Source organism: uncultured Bacteroides sp., from assembly GCF_958445495.1.
Classification (GTDB): Bacteria; Bacteroidota; Bacteroidia; order Bacteroidales; family Bacteroidaceae; genus Bacteroides.
Map to the genome: position 1 here is coordinate 19,880 of NZ_CAUCSQ010000028.1, position 22,463 is coordinate 42,342.

19 protein-coding genes and 1 pseudogene are annotated in these 22,463 nt (G+C 47.1%); 19 read left to right on the forward strand and 1 reads right to left on the reverse strand.

What is annotated here, in order from left to right; translation table 11 throughout:
• Positions 1–13: 13 nt before the first annotated feature.
• From Q5076_RS10850 to Q5076_RS10905, 12 genes and pseudogenes are all read left to right on the forward strand, one after another.
• Positions 14–2,662 (forward strand): TonB-dependent receptor plug domain-containing protein, encoded by a 2,649-nt coding sequence (locus Q5076_RS10850; protein ID WP_303013111.1) that lies wholly within the window; start codon positions 14–16, stop codon positions 2,660–2,662.
• A 147-nt stretch (positions 2,663–2,809) separates the two neighbouring features.
• The gene (miaA, locus tag Q5076_RS10855) at positions 2,810–3,730 is read left to right on the forward strand and encodes a tRNA (adenosine(37)-N6)-dimethylallyltransferase MiaA (protein ID WP_303013112.1); all 921 of its coding nucleotides are present in this window, start codon (positions 2,810–2,812) and stop codon (positions 3,728–3,730) included.
• Positions 3,731–3,809: 79 nt separating this feature from the next.
• Complete coding sequence (locus Q5076_RS10860) at positions 3,810–4,736, forward strand: diacylglycerol kinase family protein (protein ID WP_303013113.1); 927 nt, start codon at positions 3,810–3,812, stop codon at positions 4,734–4,736.
• A gap of 17 nt (positions 4,737–4,753) precedes the next feature.
• On the forward strand, positions 4,754–5,554 hold the full coding sequence (gene kdsA / locus Q5076_RS10865; RefSeq protein ID WP_303013114.1) for a 3-deoxy-8-phosphooctulonate synthase: 801 nt from the start codon (positions 4,754–4,756) through the stop codon (positions 5,552–5,554).
• A gap of 83 nt (positions 5,555–5,637) precedes the next feature.
• Positions 5,638–8,475, forward strand: coding sequence for a pitrilysin family protein (locus Q5076_RS10870; protein ID WP_303013115.1), 2,838 nt, complete (start codon positions 5,638–5,640; stop codon positions 8,473–8,475).
• Positions 8,476–8,491: 16 nt separating this feature from the next.
• On the forward strand, positions 8,492–9,985 hold the full coding sequence (locus Q5076_RS10875; protein ID WP_303013116.1) for a DUF5687 family protein: 1,494 nt from the start codon (positions 8,492–8,494) through the stop codon (positions 9,983–9,985).
• Positions 9,986–10,034: 49 nt separating this feature from the next.
• Complete coding sequence (locus Q5076_RS10880; RefSeq protein WP_303013117.1) at positions 10,035–10,739, forward strand: ABC transporter ATP-binding protein; 705 nt, start codon at positions 10,035–10,037, stop codon at positions 10,737–10,739.
• 57 nt (positions 10,740–10,796) lie between these two features.
• Positions 10,797–11,309: a C40 family peptidase gene (locus tag Q5076_RS10885; protein WP_303013119.1), complete on the forward strand. Its 513-nt coding sequence runs from the start codon at positions 10,797–10,799 to the stop codon at positions 11,307–11,309.
• 27 nt (positions 11,310–11,336) lie between these two features.
• Positions 11,337–12,221 carry a TraB/GumN family protein gene (locus Q5076_RS10890; RefSeq protein WP_303013120.1) on the forward strand — a complete coding sequence of 295 codons (885 nt, stop codon included), beginning with the start codon at positions 11,337–11,339 and terminating at the stop codon, positions 12,219–12,221.
• 39 nt (positions 12,222–12,260) lie between these two features.
• A complete protein-coding gene (locus Q5076_RS10895) occupies positions 12,261–12,896 on the forward strand; it encodes an HAD-IA family hydrolase (RefSeq protein ID WP_303013122.1) in 636 nt (211 codons plus the stop codon).
• A 1-nt stretch (position 12,897) separates the two neighbouring features.
• A pseudogene (locus Q5076_RS10900) lies at positions 12,898–13,242 on the forward strand (transposase); the annotation flags it as partial.
• A gap of 286 nt (positions 13,243–13,528) precedes the next feature.
• On the forward strand, positions 13,529–13,867 hold the full coding sequence (locus Q5076_RS10905; RefSeq protein WP_303013123.1) for a hypothetical protein: 339 nt from the start codon (positions 13,529–13,531) through the stop codon (positions 13,865–13,867).
• 49 nt (positions 13,868–13,916) lie between these two features.
• Here the strand turns inward: Q5076_RS10905 and Q5076_RS10910 are convergent, their stop codons facing one another.
• On the reverse strand, positions 13,917–14,807 hold the full coding sequence (locus Q5076_RS10910; protein WP_303013124.1) for a hypothetical protein: 891 nt from the start codon (positions 14,805–14,807) through the stop codon (positions 13,917–13,919).
• 182 nt (positions 14,808–14,989) lie between these two features.
• On the opposite strand from Q5076_RS10910, the gene Q5076_RS10915 reads away from it, so the two are divergent.
• The 7 genes from Q5076_RS10915 (at position 14,990) to pafA (ending at position 22,436) form a co-directional block, all read left to right on the forward strand.
• The gene (locus tag Q5076_RS10915) at positions 14,990–16,306 is read left to right on the forward strand and encodes a DUF5690 family protein (protein ID WP_303013125.1); all 1,317 of its coding nucleotides are present in this window, start codon (positions 14,990–14,992) and stop codon (positions 16,304–16,306) included.
• Between the two features lie 2 nt (positions 16,307–16,308).
• Positions 16,309–17,535, forward strand: coding sequence for an FAD-binding oxidoreductase (locus Q5076_RS10920; RefSeq protein ID WP_303013126.1), 1,227 nt, complete (start codon positions 16,309–16,311; stop codon positions 17,533–17,535).
• A gap of 56 nt (positions 17,536–17,591) precedes the next feature.
• Positions 17,592–18,374 carry an electron transfer flavoprotein subunit beta/FixA family protein gene (locus Q5076_RS10925; protein WP_303013127.1) on the forward strand — a complete coding sequence of 261 codons (783 nt, stop codon included), beginning with the start codon at positions 17,592–17,594 and terminating at the stop codon, positions 18,372–18,374.
• Positions 18,375–18,386: 12 nt separating this feature from the next.
• Positions 18,387–19,586, forward strand: a complete 1,200-nt coding sequence (locus Q5076_RS10930) for an electron transfer flavoprotein subunit alpha (protein WP_303013128.1) — start codon at positions 18,387–18,389, stop codon at positions 19,584–19,586.
• Positions 19,583–20,017, forward strand: coding sequence for a porin (locus Q5076_RS10935; RefSeq protein ID WP_303013129.1), 435 nt, complete (start codon positions 19,583–19,585; stop codon positions 20,015–20,017). Before Q5076_RS10930 ends, Q5076_RS10935 begins: the two co-directional genes overlap by 4 nt.
• 113 nt (positions 20,018–20,130) lie before the next feature.
• Positions 20,131–20,706 (forward strand): porin, encoded by a 576-nt coding sequence (locus Q5076_RS10940; protein WP_303013131.1) that lies wholly within the window; start codon positions 20,131–20,133, stop codon positions 20,704–20,706.
• A gap of 80 nt (positions 20,707–20,786) precedes the next feature.
• On the forward strand, positions 20,787–22,436 hold the full coding sequence (gene pafA / locus Q5076_RS10945) for an alkaline phosphatase PafA (RefSeq protein WP_303013132.1): 1,650 nt from the start codon (positions 20,787–20,789) through the stop codon (positions 22,434–22,436).
• Positions 22,437–22,463 lie beyond the last annotated feature (27 nt).

The following is a 22,463-nucleotide window of genomic DNA, read 5'->3' on the forward strand; positions in this document are numbered from 1 at the left end:
AAGGCAATATCGTATGAAAAGCAAAACCGCTCCCGCTACGGACAAAAACATAATGCTATTTATCCTCGGAATATTCGCATTCCTCTCCCCGTCATTTGCACAAACCATGCAAGATACGGTAATCGCCCACTTCAACCTGCTGGAAAACATAGCCCAAGAGAAACTGTACCTGCATCTGGACAAGCCCTATTACGGGGCGGGAGAAAAAATCTGGTTCAAAGGATATCTGGTTAATGCCGTTACCCATCAGGACAATGTACCAAGCAATTTCATCATTACGGAACTGATAAACCGCTCCGACTCCATTGTAGAACGGAAAAAAATCCGTAGGGATTCCTTAGGTTTCCACAACGCCTTTACCCTGCCGCCCACCCTTCCGGCAGGCGATTATTACCTGCGGGGATATAGCAACTGGATGTTGAACGAAGAACCGGCTTTCTATTATTCACGCAATCTGAAAATCGGAAACTCAATCGACAACACCATCCTATCAACCATTGAATACCAGCAAGAAGACGAAACACATTATACGGCAAAGATATGGTTTAAAGACAACAACCAGGAAACATTCAAGAAGACACTCGTCCGTTACCGCTATATAGAAAACGGCAAAATAAAAAACAAAGGCAAAAAAAGAACAGATGAAAACGGATTCATCTCCGTCTCCCTGCCCGACCTGAAACCCTCCGCCACCCGCAGCATCGAAGTAGAATTCGATGACCCGCAATATAGTTATAAAAAGACATTCCACCTCCCTGTATTCACAAAAGATTTCGATGTCACATTCTTCCCGGAAGGCGGTTCCCTGCTGGCGGTCGCCCATCAGAACATCGCTTTCAAAGCCCAAGGAGCAGACGGTTTTTCCAAAGAAATCGAAGGATTCCTGTTTAATTCCCAAGGAGACACCCTGACCTCTTTCCGTTCCGAACACAACGGCATGGGAGTATTCACCCTGAACCATATCGGAGAAAACACCTATTATGTGACAGTCAAGTCCATCGACGGGATTTCCAAACGTTTCGAACTTCCGCCTGTCGAACAAAAAGGCATCGCTCTCGCCATGACACACTACAAACAGGAAATACGTTACGAAATTCAAAAAACGGAAACAACCGAATGGCCCCAAAAGTTATTCCTATTGGCACATACCCGGGGCAAACTGGTCCTTCTGCAACCAATCAACACTTCCAGGACATTCGGAAAAATGAACGACAGCCTGTTCACAACAGGCATCACCCATTTCATGCTGATTGACCAAAAAGGAAACGCACTTAGCGAACGTCTTGTTTTCGTCCCGGACCGGAAAGCCCATCAATGGCAAATCCGGCCGGAACGGCCTGCCTACGGAAAAAGGGAAAAAGTTTCCCTGCAGATTTCAGCCAAAGACAGCGAAGGGAACCCGGTAGAGGGAAACTTCTCGGTCAGCATCACCGACCGGAAAAGTATCCGGCAAGATTCCTTTGCCGACAATATCCTGTCAAACCTCCTGCTTACCTCCGATTTGAAAGGCTACGTAGAAAACCCCGGCTATTACTTCCTGCGGCAAGACGCACGGACCCTTCGTGCGCTGGACTTTCTGATGCTGACGCACGGATGGCGCAGGCATACGCTGAAAAATGTGCTGGCTCCTCCTCAACTGAACCTGACCAATTACATCGAAAAAGGACAAACCATCAGCGGACGAATCAAAGGATTTTTCGGGGGAAACGTAAAAAAAGGCCCCATCTGCATACTGGCTCCCAAACAAAACATTATCGCAACTACCACTACGAATGACAAAGGAGAGTTCATCGTAAATACGGCATTCAAAGACAGCACGACTTTCCTTGTCCAGGCACGGACAAAAAGAGGATTTGCCGGAGTCGATATCGAAATCGACACCCCCGACTTTCCGGCCGCCCTCCCCAAAGCACCCTTTCAAGACAAAGCAACGGCTTTCATGGAAGACTACCTGCTCAACACCCGCGACCGATACTACATGGAAGGAGGCATGCGTGTCTATAACCTGAAAGAAATCCTCATCACGGGCAACCGTGCCAGACCCAGTTCTAAAAGCGTATATACCGGAGGCATCAATACCTACACCGTTGAAGGAGACAAACTGGAAAGTTACGGCGCACAAACGGCTTTCGAAGCAGTCAGCAGATTTCCGGGAGTCAGTATCACCAACGGCAACGAGATACACATCCGCAACAGCCCCGAACAGCCGGTTGTCGTCATTGACGATATCGTTTACGAAGATGACAACGATATCCTGAAAAGCATACAGACCAGCGATATGTCCAGTCTGAGCCTCCTTCGGGGAGCAGACGCCGCCATACTGGGTTCACGCGGTTCCGCCGGCGCAATCGTCATCACCTTAAAAGAAGGCAAAGACCTTCCGGCCAGACCGGCACAAGGCATCATTACCTATACCCCATTGGGATACAGCGATTCCGTCGAATTTTACCACCCGACATACGACACACCTGAAAAAAAACAAAACCAACGTTCAGACCTGCGAAGCACCATTTACTGGAACCCCTCGCTCCAACTGGACAAAACGGGAAAAGCAACCGTAGAATATTACACTCCGGACAGTACCGCTCCGGAAGACATCATCATCGAAGGCATCGACAAGAACGGGAAAGTATGCCGGATAACACAGACGATAAACCGGTAACCCCATTCCAACCCCATCCCTCCGTCCTTATCTTCATACCCGTACAGGCCCGATGAGATAAAAGACCGGCATCCGATAAAAAAACACCCGGATACCGGACAGGTTAAAATTATTTCGTAATTTTGCGGATATTAAAAGGATAAAGCTATGCCGGATTATGATTTAATCGCCATACTCGGACCTACAGCCTCAGGAAAAACTCCGTTTGCCGCTGCATTGGCCTATGAGCTCAATACGGAAATTATCAGTGCCGATTCCCGCCAGATATACAGGGGAATGGACTTGGGAACAGGAAAAGACCTGGCCGACTACACAGTCAACGGACACCCGATTCCCTACCACCTGATTGACATCGCCGACCCCGGCTATAAATACAATGTCTTCGAATATCAGCGGGATTTTCTGAATTCCTACGAATCCGTCAAACAAAAAGGCCGTCTTCCCGTTCTATGTGGAGGGACAGGCATGTATCTGGAATCAGTCCTGAAAGGCTACAAACTGATACCCGTACCGGAAAATCCGGAATTACGCGCCCGTTTGGCAAACCATTCCCTCGAAGAACTGACGGAAATGTTAAGCCGATACAAAACCCTGCACAACTCCACCGACGTAGATACGGTGAAACGCGCTATCCGTGCCATAGAAATTGAAGAATACTATATCAGCCACCCGGTTCCCGAACGGGAATTTCCGAAGCTGGACAGCCTCATTATCGGTATAGACATCGACCGGGAGCTACGGCGTAAGAAAATCAGCCTCCGGTTAAAGCAACGGTTAGACGAAGGCATGGCAGACGAAATACGGCGGCTAATCAGTCAGGGCGTTTCGCCGGACGACCTAATCTATTACGGACTGGAATACAAATACCTGACATTATACGTTACAGGCAAAATGACCTACGAAGAAATGTTCAGCGGATTAGAGACAGCGATTCACCAGTTTGCCAAACGGCAAATGACCTGGTTTCGCGGTATGGAAAGAAGAGGATTTACAATCCATTGGATAAATGCGGAGCTGCCGATGGAAGAAAAGATAGCATTTGTAAAAGAAAAACTGCAAAGGAATTAGTATCTTTGCGAAAAAGAGAGCAATACAAGTTCCAGTTTCCAAATTGTGAACAGCCCATTGCCAAACCGTAAATAAACGTATGAGTGTAGAACCAAAGAAATGGGGAGTGATTTACAACCCGAAAGCCGGTACGCGGAAGGTAAAAAAGCGTTGGAAAGAAATCAAGGAGTACATGGACAGCAAAGGCGTCGATTATGACTATGTACAGTCCGAAGGTTTCGGTTCGGTGGAGCGTCTTGCCAAAATTCTGGCAAACAACGGCTACCGCACGATTGTTATCGTAGGCGGTGACGGCGCGTTAAACGATGCAATCAACGGAATCATGCTCTCCGATGCCGAAGACAAAGAAAATATAGCCTTAGGAATCATACCGAACGGCATCGGGAACGACTTCGCCAGATACTGGGGACTCAGCACCGAATACAAACCGGCTGTAGACTGCATCATCAACCACCGTCTGAAAAAAATAGACGTAGGCTATTGCAACTTCTACGACGGCAAAGAACACCGCCGCCGCTATTTCCTCAATGCGGTCAACATCGGGTTGGGAGCACGAATCGTAAAAATCACCGACCAGACCAAACGCTTCTGGGGAGTCAAATTCCTGTCGTACGTCGCCGCTCTGTTCTCCCTCATATTCGAACGGAAACTCTACAGGATGCACCTGCGCATCAACGACGAACACATACGCGGACGTATCATGACGGTATGCGTAGGAAGCGCCTGCGGATGGGGGCAGACTCCGAGCGCCGTGCCCTATAACGGATGGCTGGACGTCTCCGTAATCTACCGTCCCGAATTCCTGCAAATCATTTCGGGACTGTGGATGCTCATCCAGGGAAGGATTCTGAACCATAAGGTAGTGAAAAGTTACCGGACCAAAAAAGTGAAAATACTTCGCGCGCAAAACGCCTCCGTAGACCTGGACGGACGCTTATTGCCCAAACACTTTCCACTGGAAATAGCCATACTTCCGGAAAGGACCACACTCATTATTCCGAATTAAGACTAAAAACAACAGTTATGATTGAACTTAAAAACAACCCTGCCGGCAACTTTTTCCTATTGGCCGGCCCATGTGTCATAGAAGGCGAAGAAATGGCAATGCGTATTGCAGAACGGGTGGTGAAAATCACCGAAACCCTGCAGATACCCTACGTGTTCAAAGGCTCATACCGCAAAGCCAACCGTTCGCGTATGGATTCATTCATGGGCATCGGCGACGAAAAAGCGTTGAAAGTACTGAAAAAAGTACACGACACCTTCGGCATCCCCACCGTAACGGATATCCATGCCGCCGATGAAGCAGCGATGGCCGCCGAATACGTAGACATACTCCAGATTCCCGCATTTCTCTGCCGCCAAACAGACCTGTTGGTCGCCGCCGCCAAAACCGGAAAGACAATCAATATCAAAAAAGGACAGTTCCTTTCCCCGCTAGCCATGCAATTTGCAGCGGAAAAAGTGGTGGAAGCAGGCAACAACTCAGTCATGCTGACCGAACGCGGCACAACATTCGGTTATCAAGACCTCGTGGTAGACTATCGCGGCATTCCGGAAATGCAGTCATTCGGCTATCCGGTTATCCTTGACGTCACCCATTCGCTGCAACAGCCCAATCAAACCAGCGGAGTGACCGGCGGCATGCCGCAGTTGATAGAGACAATCGCCAAGGCAGGCATCGCAGTCGGCGCCGACGGAATCTTCATCGAAACCCACGAAAACCCCACCGTGGCAAAAAGCGACGGGGCAAACATGCTGAAACTCGACCTGCTGGAAGGATTACTTACCAAACTGGTGAAAATACGACAAGCTGCCAAATGACTCTTTTTTTCTGCACGTTTGTGATTTACCACAAAGCACTACGACAGATAATGCAGAAACAACTTATTTAAATTAAATAGAACATGAAACATTTATTACGTGGATTATTCATTGCAACGCTCCTTTTGTGTTGCAATTTCCAGCTTGTACTTGCACAACCCATGCAAGCGCTGCCCGTGGACAAGAATGTCCGTATCGGCAAACTCGACAACGGGCTTACCTACTACATCCGGCACAATGCACTTCCGGAAAAACGTGTCGAATTCTACATCGCACAAAAGGTAGGTTCAATCCTCGAAGAGCCACAACAACGCGGCCTTGCGCATTTTCTGGAACACATGGCCTTCAATGGGACCAAGCATTTCCCCGGTGATGAAACCGGACTCGGCATTGTTCCTTGGTGCGAGACAAAAGGCATAAAGTTCGGGACCAACCTGAATGCTTACACCAGTGTAGACCAGACCGTCTACAACATCAGCAACGTACCGACGGAAAACCAGAACGTAGTAGATTCCTGCCTGCTGATTCTGCACGACTGGTCAAACGCCATCAACCTTGCCGATAAAGAAATCGATAAAGAACGCGGTGTGATTCGCGAAGAATGGAGAAGCCGCAACAGCGGCATGCTGCGTATCATGACAGACGCACAGCCTACCATGTATCCGAATTCCAAATACTCAGACTGCATGCCCATCGGCAGCATCGACGTCATCAACAACTTCCCCTATCAGGACATCCGTGACTACTACGTAAAATGGTATCGTCCCGACCTGCAAGGGATTATTATCGTAGGTGACATCAACGCCGAAGAGATGGAAGCCAAACTGAAAAAAGTATTTGCAGACGTAAAAGCACCGGTAAATCCCGCCGAACGCATCTACTACCCCGTAGCAGACAATAAAGAACCGCTGGTTTATATCGGAACCGACAAAGAAGTGGAAAATCCGTCCGTCAGCATCTTCTTCAAACAAGACGCCACACCGGACTCCCTGAAAAACACCATCGCCTACTACGCTACACAATATATGCTCAACATGGCGATAAACATGCTGAACAACCGCCTGAACGAAATTCGCCAGACCGCCAATCCTCCTTTCACCAACGCCGGCTGCGGATACGGCAATTACTTCCTGGCTAAGACTAAAGAAGCGTTCACCCTCAGTGCAGACAGTAAAATCAACGGCATAGACCTGGCAATGAAAACCGTTCTGGAAGAAGCGGAACGCGCACGCCGTTTCGGATTTACCGAAACCGAATACGAACGCGCACGCGCCAACTACATCCAAAGCGTAGAGTCTGCCTACAACGAACGCGAAAAGACCAAAAGCGCCAGCTATGTCAGAGAATACATCGGCAACTTCCTCGACAAAGAACCGATTCCCGGCATCGAATTCGAATACATGCTCGTGAACCGGATGGCTCCGAACATCCCCGTACAGGCCATCAACGACCTGATGAAACAACTAGTCACCGAAAACAACCAAGTAGTGCTGATTTCCGGTCCTGAAAAAGAAGGAGCCGAATATCCGGCCAAAGAAAAAGTTACAGCCCTGCTGAAACAGATGAATTCATTCGACTTGAAGCCATACGAAGACAAAGTATCTGACGAGCCCCTCCTTTCCGAAGAGCCGAAAGGCGGAAAAATCATCTCCGAAAAAGCCGGTGATATCTATGGCAGTACAAAACTGGTACTTTCCAACGGCGTGACGGTATATGTAAAACCGACAGACTTCAAAGCAGACCAAATCCTGATGAAAGGCGTAAGCCCCGGCGGCACCAGCGTATTCCCGAACAATGAAATCATCAATATTTCCCAACTAAACGGAGTAGCCCCGGTAGGCGGAATCGGTAATTTCAGTAAAATAGAACTGGGCAAGGCACTTGCCGGAAAACGAGCTTCCGTAAGAGCCGGCATCGGTAACACGACAGAAGCAATCTCCGGTAGCTGTTCTCCGAAAGACTTCGAAACGATGATGCAGTTGACTTACCTCACCTTCACCTCGCCGCGTAAAGACAATGAAGCATTCGAATCCTATAAGAACCGCCTGAAAGCAGAACTTCAAAATGCGGACGCCAACCCGATGACGGCATTCAGCGATACGGTGACGCGAGCCCTATACGGCAATCACCCGCGCGCCATCAAGCTGAAAGAAAACATGGTAGACCGGATTGACTACGACCGCATCCTCGAAATGTATAAAGACCGTTATAAAGATGCGAGCGACTTCACCTTCTACCTGGTAGGAAACGTTAATCTGGAACAGATGAAACCCCTGATTGCAAAATACCTGGGCAGCCTGCCCTCCATCAACCGCAAGGAAACGTTCAAAGACAATCAGATGTACATCCGCAAAGGACAATACAAAAACGAATTCGCAAAGGCCCAGGAAACCCCGACAGCCACAATCATGTTCCTTTACAGCGGCAGTTGCAAATACGACCTGCGCAACAGCATCCTGCTCAGCTTCCTGGACCAAGCGCTAGACCTCGTCTATACGGCAGAAATCCGTGAAAAGGAAGGCGGCACGTATGGAGTAAGCTGCAACGGAAACCTGAGTAAATACCCGAAAGAAGAGCTCATCCTTCAAATCATATTCCAGACAGACCCCGCAAAGAAAGACAAACTGTCTGCCATCGTCGTGGAACAACTGGAAAAAATGGCGAAAGAAGGCCCGTCTGCAGAACACATGCAGAAAATCAAAGAATATATGTTGAAGAAATACAAAGACGCCCAGAAAGAAAACAGTTACTGGCTGAACAATCTGGACGAATATTTCTATACCGGCATCGACAACACCCGAGACTATGAAAAGACAGTCAACAGCATCACCGCTAAAGAAGTGCAAGACTTCCTCGGCAAACTGATGCGGCAAGACAACAAGATTCAAGTCATTATGACCGTGCCGGAAGAAAACAAATAAAAATTCTTTTGCATAGATGATGATATTCAACGAATTGCGCAAACACGGAAAGCTTGCCGCCAGACGGCATCCGATGTACGAGAAGAATAAAATCGCCAAAATACTCAGTTATGTCATGGGCGCGTTCTGGGCCGGCTACCTGATATTCTTCGGAACAACGTTTGCATTCGGTTTTTCAGATATGGTTCCCAATCGGGAACCATATCATGTAATGAATGCAGTCGTTCTGATTTTCATTCTCGCATTGGATTTCCTGTTGCGCGTTCCATTCCAGAAAACACCGACACAGGAGGTAAAACCCTACCTTCTGTTGCCGGTCAAACGAAACCGTGTCATCGATTTCCTGCTCATCCGTTCCGGGCTAAGCGCATTCAACCTCTTCTGGCTATTTCTTTTCGTACCTTTTTCCATTATCTCCATTACCCGTTTCTTCGGAGTTACCGGCGTCATCACCTACCTCATAGGCATCTGGCTGCTGATTATCGCCAACAACTACTGGTACCTGCTTTGCCGTACGCTTATCAACGAACGCATCTGGTGGATTCTGCTGCCCATCGTTTTCTACGGCGGAACCTGCTGTCTACTCTTCATTCCCGAAGATAGCCCCCTCTTCTACTTCTTTATGAACCTGGGAGACGGATATATCGAAGGAAACATCCTCTATTTCCTCTGCACTGCAGCCGTAATCGTCATCCTATGGCTGATTAACCGCAGAATCATGTCCGGACTTATTTATGCGGAACTGGCAAAAGTAGACGACACACGAATCAAACACGTATCGGAATACAAATTCTTCGAACGCTACGGAGAAGTCGGAGAATACATGAGACTGGAACTGAAAATGCTTTTACGCAACCGGCGTTGCAAAGGAGCGCTACGCAGCATCGCCATTATCGTCGTAGCCTTCTCCTGCGCACTCAGCTTCTCGGACATCTACGACGGGCAGACAATGTCCACATTCATTTGTGTGTACAACTTTACCGCATTCGGGCTAATCATCCTTTCCCAGATTATGTCATTCGAAGGCAACTACATCGACGGCCTGATGTCCCGCAAAGAATCCATCATGAGCCTGCTGAAAGCCAAATACTATATATACAGCATCGGCGAAATCATCCCCTTCATATTAATGGTTCCCGCCATCATAACAGGCAAGCTGCCCTTGCTGGGAGCCTTTGCCTGGTTCTTCTATACCATCGGTTTCATCTATTTCTGTTTCTTCCAACTGGCAGTATATAATAAACAGACCGTCCCCCTGAATAAAAAAGTAGGCAGCCGCCAGACCAACAGCGGCATCCAGATATTGGTAAACTTCTGTGCTTTCGGCATCCCCTTGCTTCTGCACACCCTGTTATACACATTGGCAGGAGAGACATGCTCTTATATAATCCTGCTGGCAATCGGGCTCGGATTCACGCTGGCATCTCCCCTGTGGATTAAAAATGTATATCGCCGTTTCATGGAACGACGGTACGAAAACATGGAAGGCTTCAGAGACAGCCGGGAATAAATGACGGACGATAAAAACAGAGCGACTTATAAGAAAAAAGAGGAAAAATATGATAATCATTGATAAACTAAAGAAGAAATTCGGCGAAAAGACTGCCGTAGACATAGAACATTACGAAATCCACCGGGGCGACATGCTCGGACTGGTCGGAAACAACGGCGCCGGAAAAACGACCCTTTTCCGGCTGATACTCGACCTGCTGAAAGCAGACGAAGGAAAAGTCACGGTAAACGACATCGACGTAAGCCAAAGCGAAAACTGGAAAAGCTTCACGGGAGCCTTTATCGACGACGGTTTCCTTATCGACTATCTGACTCCGGAAGAATACTTCTACTTCATCGGAAAAATGTACGGGCTGAAAAAAGAAGAAGTGGACGAACGGCTCATCCCTTTCGAACGTTTTATGAACGGAGAAGTGACCGGACTGAAAAAATTAATCCGCAACTACTCCGCCGGGAACAAGCAAAAAATAGGCATCATCTCCGCCATGCTCCACTACCCGCAACTACTGATACTGGACGAACCCTTCAACTTTCTCGACCCCAGTTCCCAGTCCATCATCAAACACCTGCTAAAAAAATATAACGAAGAGCATCAGGCAACAGTCATTATCTCCAGCCACAACCTGAACCACACCGTAGACGTATGTCCCCGCATCGCTTTATTGGAATACGGCGCCATCATCCGGGACATCAACAACGAAAACAACTCTGCAGAAAAAGAACTGGAAGCCTATTTCAATATCGAAGAATAAAGAAAAGCATGCCACCAATGTGGCAACGATTTCAAGAATCAACATAAAAGACGGACGATGAAAGCAAGAAGCAAATTCATTTTCATTCTGGCAGGACTGACCGTTATTTTAAGTTCCTGTCGCACATCTGCCCCCCGGCTAGACTACCAGGCATTGGCGAGGGCTTCCATTCTATTGGGAACAGACATCAGCCTGGAAGACAATCACAAACTTTACCTGGAATCTGCCGGGTGGATAGGCGTCCCTTACCGTGCCGGAGGCAACTCGAAAAAAGGCACGGACTGTTCGGGCTTCGTCAATCAGGTGTACCGGAAAGTATATCGCAAGCAAGTGCCGAGAAATACGGAAGATTTGAAGAAAGAAAGCAGCAAGGTAAGCAAACGCTCCCTTCGGGAAGGCGATTTGGTATTTTTCAGCAGCAGCCGTTCAAAGAGAAAAGTAGCCCATGTGGGCATTTACCTAAAAAACGGGAAATTCGTACACGCAAGCAGCAGCAAAGGGGTGATTGTCAGCAACCTGAGCGAAAGTTACTACACCCGGCACTGGATAAGCGGAGGAAGAATACGTTAATCAATAACATAAAAACGACCTACAATTATGAAATCATTTATCGGAGCAATCCTATTTATCTGCGTAGCCTTCAGTGCAAACGCACAACTGCTATGGAAAGTATCGGGCAATGGCTTGCAGCAACCGTCCTACATCATGGGAACACACCACCTCGCGCCATTCAGCATCATGGACAGCATTGCCGGATTAAAAAAGGCGATGAATGACACCCGGCAAGTTTACGGAGAACTGAAAATGTCGGAAATGAGTTCTCCCGCCACCATACAGAAAATGCAGAAAATGATGATGATAGAGAGCGACACCACCCTGGCCTCACTCCTGACACCGGAAGACTTTGCCACAGCCAACAAATTCTGCAAAGAAAACCTGATGACAGATTTAAGCCAGATGCCCAAACTCAAACCGGCTTTCCTGCTGAACAATGCGGTAGTGGCAGTCTACGTAAAAGAGCTAGGAAAATTCAATCCGCAAGAGCAACTGGACGCCTTCTTTCAAAGCCAAGCCATCCGGAACGGCAAGAAAGCAGAAGGGCTGGAAACACCGGATTTCCAGTTCTCCTTACTTTTCAACAGCTATTCCCTGCAACGCCAGGCACAACTGCTAATGTGCACCCTCAACAATCTGGAAGCAGAGGTGAAAACCCTTAAAAAACTCACAGACGCCTATATGAAACAAGATTTAAGCACCATGCTCCGAATCAGCGAAGAACGTAAAGGCAACCAATGCGACCCGCTTCCCGGAGAAGAAGACGCCCTGATTTACAACCGCAACAAGGCATGGGCCAGCCAATTGCCGTCCATCATGCAGAACGCCCCCACCTTCGTAGCAGTCGGTGCCCTGCATCTCCCCGGCGAAAAAGGATTGCTAAACTTATTAAAAAAACAAGGCTATACCGTAGAGCCCGTGAAATAACAGAAGAATTTTAGTACTTTTGCTGAAAAGTTCTCCCCAATGAATTACAAAACCTATCTATTCGATTTCGACTACACGCTAGCCGATTCGTCACGCGGCATCGTCAAGTGTTTCAGAACAGTGCTCACCCGCCACCGGTATTCAACCGTCACCGATGAAGCCATCAAACGCACTATTGGCAAAACCCTGGAAGAATCTTTCAGCATTCTGACCGGAGTTACCGACCCGGCACAGCTTGAAGCCTTCCGACAGGAATACAGAAAAGAAGCCGATGTCCACATGAATGTAAACACACGCCTCTTCCCCGACGCGCTATCTACCCTGAAAGAGTTGAAACAACGGGGCGCCCGCATTGGAATCATCTCTACCAAATACCGCTTTCGGATATTGAGCTTCCTCGAAGAACATCTACCCGAAGACTTCCTTGATATTGTGGTAGGCGGCGAAGACGTAAAAACAGCGAAACCCTCACCGGAAGGAGTAAAGTTCGCTTTGGAACATTTGGGAAGTACGCCGCAAGAGACATTGTATATCGGAGACAGTACCGTAGATGCGGAAACTGCCCGGAATGCAGGAGTGGACTTTGCAGGAGTGCTCAACGGAATGACTACCGCAGAAGAACTCCAAGCCTATCCGCACCAGAGAATTATGAAAAATCTTGGGGAGTTGCTTTAGTTTGGAGAATATTAAGGGAAAACTCTGTGCCGACAAGGGATATATCGGACAGGCTTTGTTTGAAAATCTCTTTCTTGACGAAATACAGCTTGTCACTAAAGTTAAAAACAAGATGAGAAACTCGCTGATGAGTATAGCGGACAAGATTCTGCTCAGAAAAAGATGCTTGATTGAGACGGTCAATGACGAACTGAAGAACATTGCGCAGATAGAGCACTCCAGACACCGTTCCTTCAGTAACTTTATAGCCTATTCTTTATCAGCTATCGCTGCATACTGTTTTTTTGAGAAGAAGCCCGTCATTGATGGCAATTTTATCAATGACGGGCAACTTACGATTTTTTGATTTATATCGAACTCACGTTAAATAAATGAAACACTTGATGGAATGAATACCTACAAAAAAGTGAAAGCCAAAGTCAGACGTTTAAGGAAAGTATGGCCCGAACAATTCAAGAAAGACGAATCCCAGGGAAAGATACTTGACGGACGTGGCAGCTTTGGAAATCTCAAGAACAACAAACATTTCAAAAGGTTCTATCTTCGTGACCTGAAGAAGGTTGACATTGAGTTCAAGTTACTAGCCACCGCACATAATTCTGTAAAAACACTTCTGGTAACAGGACAAGGATTTGGACAAGTCGCTGTGGCGTATGATGGACAACAAGTCGGTTTACAACAACGACATCAGCGACAAGCCCACCACTATTGCCACACAGACCTACAATTACACCAAGTACCAAAACAAACAGACCATGCCGGAGATTATCCGTGCTACCACGAGCAAGGAACGGGAAGACAACATTGCCCATCGCAAACTGACGAACGATGCGCAGGTAAAGTTTGCTACCTCGTTCCGTCAAACCTTCGGCAGTTTGTCCGAAACGGTGGAGAATATCCTCCGTACGGCAGCCGAAGATACGGAATCTGAAAGAAGAACCGGCGCAGGCTTTGACAGACGTGGTACATAACTTTGATGCGTCATGGAACGGGTAATCCAAAGTTTTGAAGAAACCAGTTTCATAACAGCTCCAACATTTTTTTTTCTTTTTGCAATTCATCTATGCCGTTACCCGGAGAAAAAAGCATCATACTCCTTATGTGGTCCTCTTTATGGCAGGTGTAGTCATAAAGCTTCATCTGTTCCTCTGTAAGCTTCTCTTTGGAAATGACAGCGGTCTTCATTTTCGCAAATTCCTCCAGAGGGATTTCATCTCCCTGGCGTATCAGGACTATTCTTCTCGCTATGGGATTCCTATTATAGTCATGTGTCAGGTAGATGCCTTTTACCATAGCGGGATATTCGATGATGGGCAGTTGCAGATATATCACCTTCAGTGCAAGCTGCAATTTTTTTTGTTCATTGAACAGCAAGTATCCTATCTGAAAGGGAGAGAACAATCCGACTCCCGTATAATAATCACCCGACATGTTTTGTGAGTAGACTTTAGGCATGATGTCACCATCAGTGATGGAGGCTATCATATAAGGTTCCACTTTCAGTCCGTCGGAAAAAGACGAAGAGCTGTACGCCAGATACAAGCCGGTATAAATACCCGCATTAGGCAGATATTTTGTCGCCTCCTTTTCTATGTCGTCCAAAAAAGGTCGTCCTCCGTTCTTATTGTTTATAAACTTCGGTTCCATTGCATTGAGCTGGTCATACAGTTTGTCAAGGCATCCCATCAGTTTGCGTTTGGACACATTATTGACTTGCTGAAGCGCCTGTTCCAAAGCAGCCTCACTCTCATCTCCTCCGGATACAAGGTTCACGTACATGGGAAGTACGGAAGAATATAATGATGACAATACACTGGAAGAGATAAGGGTTTCTTCCGACATGTCTTTCAACCTGACACCCGATTCACGCAGTTTTTTCATTCGCTCGTAAAGAGCCAGTAATTTATCCATAATCATTATCGGAAATTCGTGCAATTTTACACTTAGTGTATTACAAACACATTACATTTTCACAACATAAACATAACATCATAAGCCCCGTGAATTTGCGGTTTATAATACATAAAGAATTTATTTTTTCAGATTATGCTCCCGTCTAATTTTGCATCGTGAAATACAGAAACAACTTTTATATGGAAACAATCAGTAAAAACAAAAAACTTTCCGAAGCGCTCCTTATCCTTTGGGCAGGTGGTGCGGCGCTTCTTTCCTATTCTTTGGTTTATGCGTTGCGCAAGCCTTATACGGCCGCATCGTTTGACGGACTAACCTTCTTCGGTAACGACTATAAGGTGATCGTCACTACCATTCAGATATTGGGATACTTCATTGCCAAATTCTTTGGTATAAAAATCATCTCGGAACTCAAAAAAGAGAACCGATTCAAGTTTTTCGTGTACTCTGCCGTTCTTGCAGAGGCGGCTTTAATAGGTTTCGGGCTTTTACCCGCCCCTTATAACGTCACAGCCATGTTTGTCAACGGACTTTCACTGGGGTGTATGTGGGGAGTTGTTTTCAGTTTCATAGAAGGCAGAAAAATTACAGACATCCTTGCTAGCCTCCTGGGAGTCAGTATAGTCTTTAGCTCGGGAGTAGCCAAGAGCTTCGGCCTGTTCGCCATGAACGAGATGCAGATAGACCAGTTCTGGATGCCGGCAACCATTGGCGGCTTCGCCCTTCCCCTGTTAGTGTTCATGGGGTATATGCTGAAGAAACTTCCCCAACCGACGGCAGAGGACATTGCTTTGCGCAACGAACGGGTTTCACTGGACGGTAAGAGCCGTAAAGCCCTGTTCAAGAAGTATGCCCTGATATTGAGCCTGTTATTTGTCGGTAATTTCATGTTGCTTGTCTTACGCGACATTAAAGAAGATTTTCTGGTTGACATATTGGATATGAGCGACCAGTCCTCATGGCTGTTTGCACAGATAGATTCTGTCGTGACGTTGGTTATTCTCGGTCTTTTCACCTTATTCATCTTCTTCCGCAGCAATATTAAAGCGCTGCTTTGGCTGATAACTCTGGTAGTAGCGGGCTGTTTAACCATGACTTATGTTTCTTTCCATTATGAAACATTGGACCTTAGTCCTGTCACATGGCTGTTCATCCAGAGTCTGTCACTGTATATTGCCTATCTCACTTTCCAGACAATCTTTTTCGACCGTTTCATAGCCTGTTTCCGCATCAAGGGCAACGTAGGTTTTTTTATCGCAATGATAGATTTCATCGGATACATGGGTACGGTGACATTGCTCTCAACCAAAGAACTGCTGAACATAGATCTGGAGTGGTTCGCTTTGTTCAACCATATTGCTTGTATTGTAGGAGCCATCTGCACCGTACTATTTACCATAGCCGGTATCTTGATTTATAGAAAGTATAATAGTATATTCAACTTGGGAAACAAGGAGACAAATGTATATGTCAATCCCCAATATAATGTAATTTGATAATGGAAAAACAGTATGATATCATAATCATAGGCGGCGGACTGCTGGGATGTGCCACCGCCTACCAGCTGGCAAAACGGAAAGCCGGGAAGATATTGCTGCTGGACGGGAACGAGATTGCCTCCCAGGCTTCCTCTCGTGCGGCTTGCCTGCTGACACGGGCACGTACCAAACCCGCACTGATGGAACTGGTACAGGAGACTTACGACTGTATAACGGAAATAGAAAATCTGTTGGGTGAATCATTGGAATTACAGCAGTGCGGAAGTATCACTGTCGCCTCTTCAGAAACATCCCTGAAAAGTCTGGAAGCACTGGAAGAGGCTGCGACCCGTTTCGGTATTCCTAATGAGCGGATTAACCGGCAGAAAACACAGGAATTGCTTCCCTGGATCGATGCAAATTCCGTAGATACAGCTTTATATATGCCTACCGATGCCTTCATCGACTCAGCCTTGTTATGTTCCGGATATGCCAAGGCCGCCGGAAAGTTGGGAGTAGATATCCGTCCGAACTGTAAGGTAAAAGAAATATGTACGGACCACTCGTGTGTGACAGGTGTAATCTTATCCGACGGGACACGGATAGAAGTTCCTGTGGTGGTAAATGCAGCAGGGGCATGGGCCAACTTACTGATGCGTCCACTCCATGTAGGATTGCCTTTCACTCCGGTACGGAGCCATTTCTGGATTACGGCTATCAACTCCGGGCGTTTTCCAACCAATCATCCTTTCACCGTTATTCCCGATGCCCGAGCTTTTACCCGTTCGGACGTAGGCGCTCTGATCATTGGCCTGCGTGAAAGTCGTTGCCAACCGTTCGATCCCTCTTGCATGACAGAGAAACTGGGTGATTTTGATTTCAATAAAGAAGCGGAATGGACTGTACTTGACGAATGTGCCCCATTATTAAAGAAGTATCTTCACGATATAGACGATTTGCCGATAGCGCATTATGTGGCGGGCCCCTCATGTTATGTCCCGGATGCCATGTTCGTCATTGGAGCCGTCCAAGAGTACGAAGGGCTATTTACCGTTACCGGATGCTGTGGGGGCGGTGTTGCGGCAGGTGGCGGTATGGGACGGCTCGCAGCCGAACTTATTACGGGAGAACAGCCGTTTGTCAATCCGAACTTGTTTGCCCCCGGACGCTTTGGCAAGGTAGACCCTTTCTCTGCCGGTTTCCAACAGGAATGCGCGGATGCACGCTCCAATAAAAAAGGAGGATGACAGCCGGAAGGCATCATGCCATATTACTATAAAAATAATCATTGACTCAATAACAAATGAAACGATATATTGTATTTTTAAAACAGGTTCCCAAGTCCACAAAAGTAGAGATGGATTCTGGGACCAAAACATTGAAACGCTCCTCCGCGCTCAGCCAGACCAATCCGGACGACCTGTATGCCCTACAGACAGCACTTGATTTGAAGAAAAAAAATGAAGCCGAAGTGATTGCCATAAGTATGGGACCAACATCTGCCGGGAACGTATTACGTGAAGCCCTGCAACGCGGGGCAGACCGTGCCATTCTGTTGTCTTCGCTTTCCTTTGCAGGAAGCGACACGTGGTGTACCAGCCTGGTCCTTGCAGCCGCTGTCCGTAAAATAAAGAACTATGACCTGTTGTTTTTTGGGCGCATGGCCATAGACGGGGACACAGCGCAGGTTGGCCCTGAAGTGGCCGGACAGCTAGATATACCGCAAATCACCCAACTGGTAAAAATCAAACAGCTTACCTACGGATACATTACGGTGAATAAAAAGGCCGGGAAAACTTTGCAACGGATAAAGGTTCAACTTCCTTGTGCCGTTATGGTGAGCCGGGAAAACGGCCGGTTGGATTGTCCTACATTAAGCGGATGGAGGCGTGCGCAGGAACAGGAAATCATTTGTTGGAACGAAAAGGACCTCGGCTTGCCTGCCGATACAGTGGGGTTACATGCTTCCCCTACCAGGGTTGTATCTACCGAAGTGCCCCCAAATAAAAAAACGATAAGCTGGGTTGCCGACGTTTCATCGTTCGCATCCATTCTGCATTCTCATTTTATTTTCCAAACCAAATAAAGAAGTTATACGATGACAACCAATCCTTTTGCATTGCAATTGAAAAAAAACTTATGTACCGGATGTGGAATTTGTACCGACAGTTGTACGTACAATGCCATTGAACTTGACGAATATCCTGTCATAGATGCTTATGCCTGCCGGTTATGCGGAAGTTGTGTACGGAATTGTCCTGCCGGAGCCTTGGTACTGGACTTACCGGATGACGTTCCCGTCGTTTCCACATCAAATGGCAAAGGTATCTGGGTACTGGCCGAGGTAGAAAACAATGAGGTGCTTTCCGTTACCGGTGAACTTTTGGGCAAAGCAAGCGAGCTTTCCGCCAAACTTCATCAGGATGTGGAAGCCGTATTGATCGGGAAAGGAGTAAGCCACTTGGCTCCCCGACAGGTTTCATACGGAGCGGCCAAAGTCCATGTCATTGACAACGAATGTTTCGAATGTTTCATTGAAGAGAACTATGCACTTGCCCTGGTAAAGCTGGTCAGGCAATTGAACCCGGGAATTTTACTGGTCGGGGCAACTTCGCGCGGACGGGGATTGTCAGCCCGCGTAGCTGCCATGCTTCAGACTGGGCTCACAGCAGACTGTACGAATCTGGATATCGACACGCAGACCGGACTGCTCCAACAAATACGTCCGGCTTTCGGTGGAAATCTGATGGCGACTATTGTCACTCCCAACCACCGCCCGCAAATGGCATCGGTACGTCCGGGAGTAATGAAAGCACTTTCTCCCAACAACCAGTTAACGGGAGAAATCATCCCACACGATTATTCCTCTTTTAAAACGGATTCCCGCATACAGCTTATCGGTGAGATACAGGAAAACATCAACGAGGAGCTGCTAGAGAACAGCAAAATCATCGTAGGCATAGGCCGGGGAGTAAAAAACAGGCAGACAGTCGTGCAAATTGAACAATGGGCAAAGCGTATCGGGGCAGCAGTTGCAGGCTCCCGTGCCGCCGTAGAAGCCGGGCTGGTCGATGCCAGCAGACAAGTAGGACAAACAGGACATACCATTGCCCCGGACCTATACATAGCCATCGGAATCAGCGGGCAGATTCAACATACGGCGGCAATCGAAAGAGCTGGGAAAATCATCGCGATCAATCCGGACTGCAATGCCCCGATTTTCAATATGGCCGATTACGGATGGATAACTTCCATAGAAGCAATTCTGCCCGACCTTGTCAATATCGTTGAAGCATGAAAAGAGTACAGATTCTTATAACCTTCTTTTTAATAGGATGGATGGCTGTCCGGGCAAATGAACCGTTACAGATAAAGTTCCGTTCAAGGGCATTGCTTGATGCCACGGTTTCCGGATATGGAACAGAGAAAGTGCAAGGGTATTATCGGGTGGAAGACTTCCGGCTGGGCTTTAAGGCAACCTATGAAAAGTTCGAACTGAAAGCTGATGTGGGGATGGGAGGAGGAAAACTGGCCTTCAAAGACTTGCTGCTGAATTATCACTTCAAAAACGGAGTCCTGTCATTCGGTAACAGCTATGAACCTTTTTCCATGGACATGCTGATCAGTACGGCAGATCTCCGTTTCCGTCAGTCTGCCGCTTCTGTCTTAGCTTTTACCAATAGCCGGAAGTTGGGGATAACTTATCACTTCTACAATGAACACTGGTAGTTGGGAACCGGAATCTACACTCATAACGACCTTAATAAAATAGGTGACGGGCAAAAAACGCTTTTGTCTCTACCAGCCGTGCCGTATGGAAAAGACAAGAAAAAGACCACCGGTTGTTACATTTCGGAGGAGCTTTCTCTTTCCGCACCCAGGAGGTTAATACTCCGGCCGCTCCAACAGGAGAGATAGAGAGCGCAGGGGTAACTTCCATATTTCCTGCCCCTCTGCTTGAAGCTGAAATTTCCAATAAAGGCACGGAAATGAAAGGAGTGATAGAAGCGTTATACACAATCCCGCGCTTTACGCTGCAGGCCGAATATTATTTCGACCGTTTCAACCGCACCGGTGAAAAGCATGCTTTTCGCCCGCATGGCGGATATATACAAGGAGGGTTCCTTGTCAAAGGACGCGGGTTCGGCTACGATGCCATGTACGGCATCCCCGAACGTCCTGTATCCCCGCAGACAATAGAACAGGTAACACGTTTCAATTACACCAACTTGAATGACGACAAGGCAGGAATCCGGGGAGGAGAAGAGAAAGACCTGTCTTTGGGCGTAATTTTTTATCTCAACAGATATTTGGGAGTGAAGGTTAACGGCAGCTATGTATGGATAGGGAAACATTGCAATAACTTTTACAAGAAAGATTTCTTTTTGGTACAGGCGCGTTTGCAGTATATTTTCTGAAAATGTTCTTTATACCAATTGTCATATATATGTAATTCCGGCAGCATACATTTGCAGAAAATTTAAAAATAACAATCAGAATGAAAAAACAATTTTTGACCACATTGGTGTTGCTTTGTTGCGGTTTCAACAATGTACATGCCCAACAACAGAATGTAAAGGTCGCACGTCCCAAACTGGTAGTAGGTATCGTGGTAGACCAGATGCGATGGGATTATCTCAACCGTTTCTACCCCCGTTTCGGTGAAGGGGGATTCAAGCGGTTGATGGATGAGGGATTCAGCTGCGACAACACCAGTCTGAATTATATTCCTACCGTGACTGCCATCGGGCATACGTCTATCTATACGGGCTCTGTCCCTTCCATTCATGGAATTGCGGGAAATAACTTTTACAAAGACGGAAAGAAGGTTTATTGTACGGATGATGACAAAGTAACCGGAGTGGGCAGTAGCGGAGCGGTTGGAAAAATGTCGCCACGCAATTTATTGGTGACTACTATCGGCGATGAACTGAAACTGGCAACCAATTTCCGTTCCAAAGTAATCGGCGTCTCCCTGAAAGACCGCGCATCTATCTTTCCTGCCGGACAAACCCCGGATGCCGCTTATTGGTTCGATGACGAAACGGGGCGGTTCATTACCAGCACCTACTACATGCAGTCGCTTCCGGAATGGGTGAACCGTTTCAACAAGGAAGACATAGGGAGAGAACTGTTAATGCAGGATTGGAATACGCTTTATCCAATTGAAACTTATAAAGAAAGCACACCGGACAACACTCCTTTTGAAAAAACACTGGTAAAAGGTGAAAATCCCGTACTCCCATTAAAAACCTCCGAAATTTTCAAGAAGAACGGATATGGCATCATCCGCACGACTCCCTATGGTAATACATTGACACTCGCTATGGCAAAAGCAGCACTGGAAAATGAGAAAATGGGACAAGACGGGACTACCGATTTGCTTGCCGTAAGCCTCTCCTCCACGGACTATATAGGACACCAGTTCGGAACTTATGCCATAGAAACGGAAGATACTTACCTCCGGCTAGACAGAGATATTGCCGATTTCCTCCGGACTCTGGATAACAAAGTAGGAAAAGGGGACTATCTGATATTCCTGACTGCCGACCATGCCGCAGCCCACAATTTTACATTCATGCAGGCAAACCGTATTCCGGCAGAAGGTTGGATAGCGTCCAAAACGCTGGAATCGCTTAATGAACATTTACAGAATGTTTATAAAAGTGGAACCCCACTGGTGAAAGATATTTTAAACTATCAGGTGTTTTTCGATAGAAAGGCTGTTGAAGCCCAAGGGCTGGATTTCTGTAAAGTAAAAAAAAGTGCCGTGGATTTCTTGAAGGAGGACCGGACTTTCGCTTATGTGGCAGATATGGAAGACTTGAATAATGCCACCATTCCTGAACCGGTCAGACTTTGTGCCGTTAACGGATATAACCGACTCCGAAGCGGAAGTATCCAACTTATCATGCAACCGGGAAATTATGAGATTCATTCAGTAAATGAAACCGGAGGAACCGACCACGGAGTATGGAATCCATATGATGCACATATCCCTCTGCTTTTTATGGGCTGGGGAATAAAACAAGGCAGCACCTCACAACCAGTCAATGTAACTGATATTGTCCCTACCGTATGCGCCTTGCTTCGCATCCAAGTTCCGAATGGTTGTATCGGTAATCCCATTCCGGCTGTTACTCCATAAATTTGTCCACTTTGGCATTTGCCATAG